Genomic DNA, 370 nt, shown 5'->3' on the forward strand with positions numbered 1-370 from the left:
CCTAACCTCTCTAAGGTGAATTTTGATCAAGCTCTCATTGAATCAAAAAGCCAATACACAAAAGCACTTAAAAGCTGCCAGGAGCGCCTTCTCCAAATCCAACAAGCCTATTATCGACAAGGCAAACGAGCAATTATCGTGTTTGAAGGTTGGGACGCCTCAGGTAAAGGTGGGGTAATTAGGCGAATTAGCGAAAAGCTCGACCCCCGCGGTTTTAGGGTCTATCCGATATCAGCGCCTCACCCCGATGAGCAAGGCCGACACTACCTGTATCGCTTTCAAACCCGTCTTCCCAAGCCAGGCACCTTAGCCATTTTTGACCGTTCTTATTACGGCCGGGTGCTTGTCGAGCGAGTAGAAGGCTTTGCAC

The 370-nt window shown here is 49.2% G+C and carries 1 protein-coding gene; it reads left to right on the forward strand.

The window, feature by feature from the left end:
- Positions 1-15: 15 nt before the first annotated feature.
- The coding region (locus tag A3761_RS07590) for a polyphosphate kinase 2 family protein (RefSeq protein WP_369808196.1) at positions 16-370 on the forward strand (355 nt) is incomplete at its 3' end.

It is taken from the genome of Oleiphilus sp. HI0123 (genome assembly GCF_001635315.1).